The 8,674-nt window shown below is 46.3% G+C and carries 8 protein-coding genes; 3 read left to right on the forward strand and 5 right to left on the reverse strand.

Going from position 1 to position 8,674, the window contains the following annotated elements:
- Positions 1–84 precede the first annotated feature (84 nt).
- Genes Q0668_RS24685 through rfbC form a run of 3 tightly spaced genes read right to left on the reverse strand, consistent with a single transcriptional unit; the run spans position 85 to position 2,376 of the window.
- On the reverse strand, positions 85–756 hold the full coding sequence (locus Q0668_RS24685) for a histidine phosphatase family protein (protein ID WP_298869219.1): 672 nt from the start codon (positions 754–756) through the stop codon (positions 85–87).
- A gap of 37 nt (positions 757–793) precedes the next feature.
- Complete coding sequence (gene pdxA, locus Q0668_RS24690; RefSeq protein ID WP_298869220.1) at positions 794–1,831, reverse strand: 4-hydroxythreonine-4-phosphate dehydrogenase PdxA; 1,038 nt, start codon at positions 1,829–1,831, stop codon at positions 794–796.
- Positions 1,828–2,376, reverse strand: a complete 549-nt coding sequence (gene rfbC / locus Q0668_RS24695) for a dTDP-4-dehydrorhamnose 3,5-epimerase (protein WP_298869221.1) — start codon at positions 2,374–2,376, stop codon at positions 1,828–1,830. The genes pdxA and rfbC overlap by 4 nt, the downstream gene beginning before the upstream one ends.
- Positions 2,377–2,688: 312 nt before the next feature.
- Here rfbC and Q0668_RS24700 point away from each other — a divergent pair, with 312 nt between their 5' ends.
- Both Q0668_RS24700 and Q0668_RS24705 read left to right on the forward strand, forming a co-directional pair.
- Positions 2,689–3,768, forward strand: coding sequence for a trypsin-like peptidase domain-containing protein (locus Q0668_RS24700; RefSeq protein WP_298869222.1), 1,080 nt, complete (start codon positions 2,689–2,691; stop codon positions 3,766–3,768).
- Between the two features lie 81 nt (positions 3,769–3,849).
- Positions 3,850–4,944, forward strand: coding sequence for a PDZ domain-containing protein (locus Q0668_RS24705; RefSeq protein ID WP_298869223.1), 1,095 nt, complete (start codon positions 3,850–3,852; stop codon positions 4,942–4,944).
- On the opposite strand, the gene Q0668_RS24710 is transcribed toward Q0668_RS24705, so the two are convergent.
- Both Q0668_RS24710 and Q0668_RS24715 read right to left on the reverse strand, forming a co-directional pair.
- On the reverse strand, positions 4,936–5,685 hold the full coding sequence (locus tag Q0668_RS24710; RefSeq protein WP_298869224.1) for a (5-formylfuran-3-yl)methyl phosphate synthase: 750 nt from the start codon (positions 5,683–5,685) through the stop codon (positions 4,936–4,938). The genes Q0668_RS24705 and Q0668_RS24710 overlap by 9 nt on opposite strands.
- 29 nt (positions 5,686–5,714) lie before the next feature.
- Positions 5,715–7,319: a D-aminoacylase gene (locus Q0668_RS24715; RefSeq protein WP_298869225.1), complete on the reverse strand. Its 1,605-nt coding sequence runs from the start codon at positions 7,317–7,319 to the stop codon at positions 5,715–5,717.
- A gap of 299 nt (positions 7,320–7,618) precedes the next feature.
- Between Q0668_RS24715 and Q0668_RS24720 the strand changes: the two genes are divergently transcribed.
- On the forward strand, positions 7,619–8,674 hold a 1,056-nt coding region (locus Q0668_RS24720; RefSeq protein WP_298869226.1), incomplete at its 3' end, for a GTP-binding protein.

The raw sequence follows: 8,674 nt of genomic DNA on the forward strand, positions 1-8,674 counted from the left end.
TGAGCGACTATATACAATCACTAAAAAAATGATAAGCGACGATGAAAGAACCAGCGTACGGTTTCTTACACATTAAAAGTAATGTTAGTGTGGGATACCACTCAGATGAAAAATGGCGTTCATAGTGACCAGTCTGGTCTCTCCCTGTTTGTGTCTAATGATGTTGATTCCGGTATTGGTTTGTGTGATCTCTTTGGCCCGTTTGATTTCTAATCCCAACAGCTTGGCAAGGTAAACCCGATTCACAACATTGTGCGCGACAATCGCGACCGTTTCACCCGGATGTCGTTCCAACACAGATTGGATTGCCGGTTCCGAGCGATCAAGTACATCGTGATAGGATTCACCACCGGCATATCGATTTTGAGAGGAATCTTCCATAAAGGCACGGTATTCTTCAGGGTATTCCTGCATGATGATGTCCCAGGACTTGCCTTCCCATAAACCAACATCACATTCATGAATTTCTGGGATTTCCTGAGGGATCAATCCAAATCGCTCGCTGATCGCGAGCGCCGTTTCTTTAGCGCGAATCATGGGGCTGCAGTAAACATGTTGAATCGCACTGTTTCTGGAAAGGAATTCAGAAAGCGCAGCGGCCTGTTTTTGTCCCGATTCACTCAAGCTCGGATCAATTCCACAGCCCTGGAGAATATAGGGGCGTTGTTCATTGGGGGGAGTTGCACCATGCCTGATCAATAGCAGGTTGGTAACGTTGGGGTCAGGCTGAGGTATTAAGTCTGGACGTTCCATCATCATCATCATCATTCTTTCAAGAATAAATCGTATCCGTTTAGGGGCTCTTTTTTTTCTGTGCCGCCAGTTTTACCGCCGCTTTGATTGCTTCACGGATTCCTCGGGTATCAGGCGCCGTATCGGTCCAGGCAATATCAAAGGCAGTTCCATGACTGGGGCTGGTTCTGACAATCGGTAAGCCCAGTGTGATGTTGACTGCCTGATCAAAACCTAAAAGTTTGAAAGGAATGTGACCTTGATCATGGTACATGGCAACAACCGCATCAAATTCACCATTCACGGCTCTTCTTATCAGAGTATCTGCAGGAAGCGGGCCCGCTGCATTAATTCCAGATTGTTTAGCCTGCATAACAGCGGGAGCGATGATCCGGGCTTCTTCATCGCCGAACAGTCCATGTTCGCCCGCATGCGGGTTCAAAGCGCAGACCGCGACGCGGGGATTTGAGACTCCCATGATATGCATTAACTCGGAAATCAGACGGGTCTTTTCATAGATCGCTTGTGTGTTAAGTAAGCCGGGGACTCTGGCGATCGATGTGTGTAACGTAGCGTGAACGATTCCCAATCCTGCCGCTGGTTTGATAACATCACTTTGAGGCAGGTAGAGCATCATTCCAAAATCATCAACCTGACAACGCTCTGCCAGGATTTCTGTATGGCCGGGAAATTCAATACCGGCCAGACGCAACGACTCTTTATTCAATGGTGCAGTTGTCATTGCATCAACTTGTCCGGAAAGGCAGTCTTCAATCGCACTGACCAGATAATCGTGAGCACCCTGTCCCGAACGTGCATCAACCTGACAGGGAACAGCGTTTAGCACATCTGCCTTTCCACGATCAAGGCAGAAGGCCGTACCCGGTTGGAACGAAGTTGCATCGGTGATGCTATCGATCGAAAGCACACGCAGAGTGCTTCCAGAACATTCAGAAGCGCGGCTCAGAATCTCCGCATTTCCATAAACGACAGGTCGACAAATTTGAAAAAGATCAGCCTCTGAACAAAGTGCATCCAGTAATTGAGGTCCAATGCCTGAAACATCACCCATAGTTAATGCGATTAGAGGCAACTTCATAACGTTTCAAAAATTTCACTCTCACTTAAAGGCAGACCCAGTTTGTCTTTTTCAGAAAGGATTGGCTCTGAAGAAACAGGCCAGTCGATTTCCAGAGCCGGATCATTCCAGAGTAACGTTCTTTCGTATTCCGGAAAATAATAGTCGCTGCATTTGTAATGAAAATTCGCTTGAGGACTGATCACATAAAAACCATGTGCAAATCCAGCCGGCACAAAAAGTTGCTGATGATTTTCAGCTGAGAGTGTAATCGAGAATGATTTTCCAAATGTGGGAGAATTTTTTCGCAGATCTACACAAACATCAAGAATTTCACCCTGGGCAACAAAAACCATCTTTGCCTGTGGTCGCTTGATTTGAAAATGCAACCCACGCAATATACCAGATGAAGAACTGGAAAAGTTATCCTGTACAAACGTGTCGTTTATTCCGGCGTCTTGATACCGTATTTGCTGGTACGTTTCCTTAAAAAAACCCCTTTGGTCAGAAAAGACAGGAGGAGTGATGATCATTAAACCCGGAAAATCAGTTTGCTGTATATCCATAAATTTGATTGATTCTGTGATCTAAAGTCAATTTGAAGTAAGTAAACAAGGGTTTTATCTTAGAAACCTTCAGGAATCATACTGAATACTCTCGTGAATGAAAGGTTGGCGAAATAAGAAAATCATGGCGATCAGAAATACTTTTGCAAGGTTGAGAATAGACACAAGTCCAATTTTGCAGAGAATTTAGAAAAAAGTTTACCAGTTTGTTTTCCCTGTTTTTTCTTGTAAACACTGATATGGATCGCGTATCCTATAATCAACATCTCTTACCTGAGAACTGCATTTATCTTTTTCGTTACTTGGGGATTTATGAGCGTAAGCCGTTTACAGAATCTGGAAACAGTTGAAAACGCTTTGGTCAAGCACATTGTGAGTAGTGTGCTGGCCTTAGGTGTTCTGTTTTCCGCTGCGCAAGTCGGTGCACAGGATGTCAAAGTTCAAAAGCCGGTGAGCTCAGACCCTGCCTCGAAGCTCTCACAGGTCTTTTTCAAAACCGTCCCCGATTCCTTAGAAGATCTAAAGCAGATTGAGAAAAAAGTGACTTCTCTCACGGAGTCATCCATTCGCAGCACGGTTTCTGTTCGTGTAGGCGATGCACAGGGAAGCGGTGTCATAATCGATAATAAAGCGGGCTATATCCTGACAGCCGCACATGTGATCGGGCTCGCTCAAAAAAATGCCACCATTATTCTACATGATGGCAGAAGATTAAAAGGAAAAACAATGGGTTTGAACCGGGGAATGGATGCCGGTCTGGTGAAACTCGTGGAAAACGATGAGATCGAAATTGATAAACTTCCCCAGGTGAAAATGGGAGATATTTCAAAATTGGAATCGGGAGAATGGGTGATTGCCACAGGGCATCCGAATGGCTATCAATCAGGACGCGCCCCAGTGGTCCGTCTGGGAAGAGTCATCTCTCGTAAGAAACATCTGATTCAAACCGATTGCACATTAATCGGTGGTGATTCAGGAGGCCCCCTCTTCAACATGAAGGGAGAGGTTATCGGAATTCATAGTCGAATCGGCCCCGCAACAAGTTGGAATTTTCATATCCCTGTTTCCGCCTTTCAGAATGATTGGGCGAAGCTCGTTTCTGGTGATATGTGGGGCGCAAAACCTCTGGGGCAGAATGCTGTTCTGGGAGTGAATGGAATTGATGCAGAACAAGGCTGTAAAGTGACGGGAGTAACTCGGGGATTTCCAGCGGAAATTGCAGGACTCAAAGAAAATGACCTGATTATTCAATTGAACGATCAGAAAATCACAGGCATCGAACAACTGGCTGGCGTCGTTCAACAATATAAGCCAGGACAAACGGTTCAGCTCAAACTGATTCGTGACAAGAAAACCATGTCGATCGAAGTCCAATTAGCAGCCAGAGATTAGAGAAGAACTCAGAATACAATTTTGAGCGAATTTCAGTCTGAAAAAGATGATCAAACTTAAAGTTAACTAGGGGGGAATCAATTGAACCAAGATCAAAAAAAGAGATGTAAACAATCGATCTGCGTTCGATTTGTAATGATGCTTTTGAGCATTCCGGTGTTCATCGGTAGTCTCGCCTCTGATGGATTCGCATGGGAACAGTTGCGACCGAGTCAGCTCACCAGTGGTTCTCAAATTCGTAAAGCCTTTCGTTCCGTCGTTTCGACTCCCCGATCATGGACTGTACGCGTTCGTGCTAATGGAAAAGAAGTCTCTCTAGGGGCAATTGTGGGTGGGGAAGGGTGGATTCTGACCAAAGCCAGTCAATTGGAGGGACAAGTCACCTGTGAGTTAGCGACTTCAGAACGATACGAAGCAGAAATCATCGGCGTCGATGGCAAACTGGATTTGGCGTTGATCAAAATTAAAGCAAAAAATCTGCCAACAGTCAAGTGGCAGTCTACCTCCGATCCGAAAGTGGGACAGTGGTTGGTGACTCCCGGCTTAAGTATGTCCCCTGTCAGTGTAGGCGTACTGAGTGTCGCCAGACGTGCGATTAAGCCACAGCCTGGTGTTCTAGGAGTTCGTATTGACGATGCCGAGGGCGGCGCACTCGTAAAACAGGTGATGCGCGAGAGCGGTGCCGAAGAAGCGGGACTGAAACCCGGCGATGTAATTATGAATGTAGCGGGTGAAAATATTGAAAACGCAAAAGCACTTTCGGATTTTGTTGAAAAGTTCCTGCCGGGAGACCGCGTAAGAGTGAAGGTACTCAGAGAAAATGAAGAAATCACAGCAATCGTCATTTTGACAGATCCGCAAATGTTGATTTATGATCGCTTGCGTGAAATGCAGAAAAAAATGGGTGGTGCACTAAGTCGCCGAAAGACTGGTTTTACAGAAGTCTTGCAACACGACGCAGTATTACGACCCGAAGATTGCGGGGGAGTGATTGTCAATCTCAATGGACAGGCCATTGGATTAAATATTGCACGCGCTGGCAGAACAAAATCCTTTGCGATTCCTGCTGACAACGTTATTCCCATGATCGAAAAGTTGAAACTGAAAAAGTATGCTCCCTACAATCCAGTAAAGGATGCAAAGGCGCAAACGGTTTCCACCGATATGTCATCCTGATTCGGTCAGGGCGTATTGACAGTCGAGTTGTTTTCGAAAACTTCTCACTGCTTCTTCTTCCACTTTATTCGTTCTCAGATTACCCCGACAAGCTGCGCTGCGGATTCCGATAATATCGGGAGAAACGTCAGACAATGACGCCAGGTTTTCATGATGAATCGATCCCGCCAGGGCAATTGTCAATTTGTGAGCCCGTGCCTGTTCAATCAATGCCCCGATCTGTTCAAGCGATAAAAAGTCCAAAAGGCTCTGCCCTCGCTTGGAGTAAGTGTCAATTAAAAGACCCGTGCACTGGCTTGAGATGGCGGCTGTGAGAACTTCCTGTGGCGAGACGGAGTGAGCCTGTTGCCAATCTGCATATGCCACCGCAATCCACTGAAACGTGGTGCTGTTGATGTCTTCGACCTGTGTTCTCAAATCCAGCCAGTCAGCATACCAGTTCTTTCTTCCGACAGTTTGAGACAAGCCCATTTTTAAATAGCTGATCTCTTTCGGAATGAAAAGAGAGGAACTTTTTTCTTGCCACTCCACCAGTTCTCCCAACGCCATGCTTAAGGGAACAGTCACTTTATGGTTTGAGATAAACTCCGAAATCATGCGCAGCATTTCTTCACTAACCATCGCCAGAGGGCCATTGAATGGCTCCTTAAGATCCAGAATATCACAACCCCCCTGAAGGGCGGGCAGGATTTCATCGCGATGTCTGATGCTGACCAGAAGCTGTACTGTCTGTGAGTTCAAAGAGAGGCTTTCTTAAACCGTTAAGGATTTTAGTTGTCTGAAGCTTGGTCGACCGCTGGATGCCGCAAGGCTTTACCCGCCAGACTGCCTGTCGGAGATCCAGCACTGATTGCCGGTTTTCCGTTAACAAACAGATAGCGGACCCCTTTTGAATATTGATGCGGATTATCAAACGTTGCCTGATCGATGAGCTGTTTTGGATCAAAAACAACGATATCCGCATACGCGCCCGGGCGAAGATAACCTCTATCTTTAAGACCGAGAATATCGGCAGGGAGGCCTGTCGCACTACGAACAGCGTGTTCCAATGGGATGACTTTTTCTTGCAGAGCATAATATCCCAGCTTACGAGGGAACGTACCATAATTGCGGGGATGCGGTTTATCTGAACCAGGCAGGTAGGCCCGCCCGTCCGAAGCTGTCGCCACCCAGTCAATTTTCATAATCTGGCGGACATCTTCTTCATTCATACTGAAATTCACAATGGAAGCCCCTCCTTTGCGCGTGATCTCCAATGCGATCTCCAGCACACTTTTATTTTCTTCCTCAGCAATTTGCTGCAAATTTTTTCCCACCCAGTTCGGTTGATCTGAATAGCGGGCAATTCGTACCGCTTTGCCTCCTTCTCGCTTTTTAATATTCTTTTTCATAATGTTAATGATTTTTTGAGAAGTTTCAGGCGCTTCCAGACGTTTGACTAATTCTTTGTTTCCTCCCGCTCTGGCCCAGGCAGGGATTAACGTAGCCCCCAGAGATGTACTCGAAGCAATATACGGGTATTGATCGGCGGTGACTCGCTGTCCTGCTTTACGCGCTGCATCAATCATCTCGGCAGCTCTGATGACCAACCCCCAGGCATCCTGGCCACTGGATTTGAAATGAGAAATATGAACGGGCAGCTTCGCCTGTTGCCCAATTTTCAGAGCTTCATTGACGGCTGAGAGTAACTCTGTACTTTCATTGCGAATGTGACTGGCATAGATCCCATGATGCTGAGACACGATTTTCGCCAGTTCGATGATTTCTTCTGTCTTTGCATAAGAACTGGGAACGTAAATCAGGCCGGTTGACATCCCCCAGGCACCATCCTGCATCGCTTTCAGAGCCAGTTTTTTCATTGTTTTCAGTTCTTCAGGCGTTGGCTCTTTCTGACCTGATCCCATTACCTGGTCACGCAGAGAGCCTTGAGGGATCAGGTGCATCACATTCGTTCCGCTTCCCGAAGCATCTATCTTACGATAGTATTGTTCTGTATCGACTGGACCACTACCACAATTACCCGTGACAATGGTTGTGCAACCTTGGGTGATAAAGTTCATGTTAGAGCGGGTCAGTGCGGAAACTATGGGCCGATCACTGTGATTGTGTAAATCAATAAAACCGGGGGCAACGGTCAGTCCTTTACATTGAATGATCTGTTTCGCCGGTTGATTTATTTTCGGTCCAACGGAAACTATACGTTCGTTTCGTATGGCGATGTCGCCAATGAATCCAGGTTTTCCAGTCCCATCAATGATGGTGGCTTCTTTTAGGATCAGATCGAGCTGTTGAGATTCCTGAGCGATTGCCGATAAAAAGGGGGCGAAAGTCAAAAGTATGAAAGAAAGGCAGCTGTGCAGGCGATGCAGTCTCATGCGAAAGTGACCCCTTAATATGCTTGAAATGGACACTGAGATCTCTCAGATTATGACGTTTTGACGTAAGTTTGACGTAAGAATGATCAAAGTATCGCTAATACCGGCCCGAACTACCAGTAAGAATGTCTATTTCTGGGCTTTGCTGTGTTAATCTATTGTTGATATATTTCGCCCCTTATATAGTTGCCTGATTCGTAGAGAAGCGGTTTTTTGGTGAGGCCCTCTGTTTCCTGTAGGGAACGTTTGAATATCAAGATGGTTTGTCAAGAGAATCATAGTGGGAAGAGTTGAGAGTTATGAAGCGAGAAGATGTGCGGAACATTGCGATTATTGCGCACGTGGATCATGGGAAGACGACTCTGGTTGATGCCTTACTACATCAGAGTGGCCATTTTCGGGATGCTCAATTAAAAGGTGATTGTATTCTGGATTCGAATGATCTGGAACGGGAACGTGGCATTACCATTTTGGCAAAAAACATTGCTTTGGTGTATCAAGGTGTGAAAATCAACATCATCGATACGCCAGGGCACGCCGACTTTGGTGGTGAAGTGGAACGTGTTTTAAGAATGGCCGATGGGGTCTTAATTCTGGTAGACGCCTTCGAAGGCCCGCGACCACAGACTCGCTTTGTTTTGAAGAAAGCCTTGGAATGTCATCTGAAACCTCTAGTCGTCATCAACAAGATTGACCGTACTGATTGTCGTCCCGATCATGTACTCAGCGAAATGTTTGATTTGTTTGTCGATCTGGAAGCAGATGATGAAACACTCGATTTCCCCTATATCTATGCCAGTGCCCGCGAAGGTTTTGCCACACATGACCTCAACAACTTTGGCAACAGCATTCATCCGCTTTTAGACATGGTATTGGAAAATGTACCCGCGCCGGATGTGAATCAGGATGCACCGCTGACAATGATGGTCACAACTTTGGAATGGTCCGAATATGTTGGCCGTGTAGCAACAGGTCGCATCAGTAGCGGAAAAGTTCATTCAGGAGAACGTGTGACGGTTATCAAACGGAACGGAGATCATGTGAAGTGCACGATCGATTCGGTTGAGACTTACAATAACTTGGGAAGAGCTCCCGTCGAGGTGGCATCTGCCGGTGATATCGTAGCGCTCGTCGGTCTGGATAATCCGGAAATTGGTGACACTGTTGCCTGTGCAGAAAAACCAGAAGCGCTTGTTCGAATTGATGTGGATGAACCGACATTATCGATGTTATTTACGATCAACAGTTCTCCATTGGCAGGGCAGGATGGAAAATATGTCACCAGTCGTAATCTACGTGAACGGCTGATGCGCGAACTGGAATCGAACGTCGCTCTTCGCGTTGAGGAAACCGAA

It is taken from the genome of uncultured Gimesia sp., from assembly GCF_937910335.1.
Lineage (GTDB): Bacteria > Planctomycetota > Planctomycetia > Planctomycetales > Planctomycetaceae > Gimesia.

Coding starts and splice junctions, on each gene's coding strand:
- pdxA (WP_298869220.1), bottom strand. CDS start 1,831: ATGAAGTTGCCTCTAATCGCATTAACTATGGGTGATGTTTCAGGCATT.
- Q0668_RS24685 (WP_298869219.1), bottom strand. CDS start 756: ATGATGGAACGTCCAGACTTAATACCTCAGCCTGACCCCAACGTTACC.
- rfbC (WP_298869221.1), bottom strand. CDS start 2,376: ATGGATATACAGCAAACTGATTTTCCGGGTTTAATGATCATCACTCCT.
- Q0668_RS24700 (WP_298869222.1), top strand. CDS start 2,689: ATGAGCGTAAGCCGTTTACAGAATCTGGAAACAGTTGAAAACGCTTTG.
- Q0668_RS24715 (WP_298869225.1), bottom strand. CDS start 7,319: ATGAGACTGCATCGCCTGCACAGCTGCCTTTCTTTCATACTTTTGACT.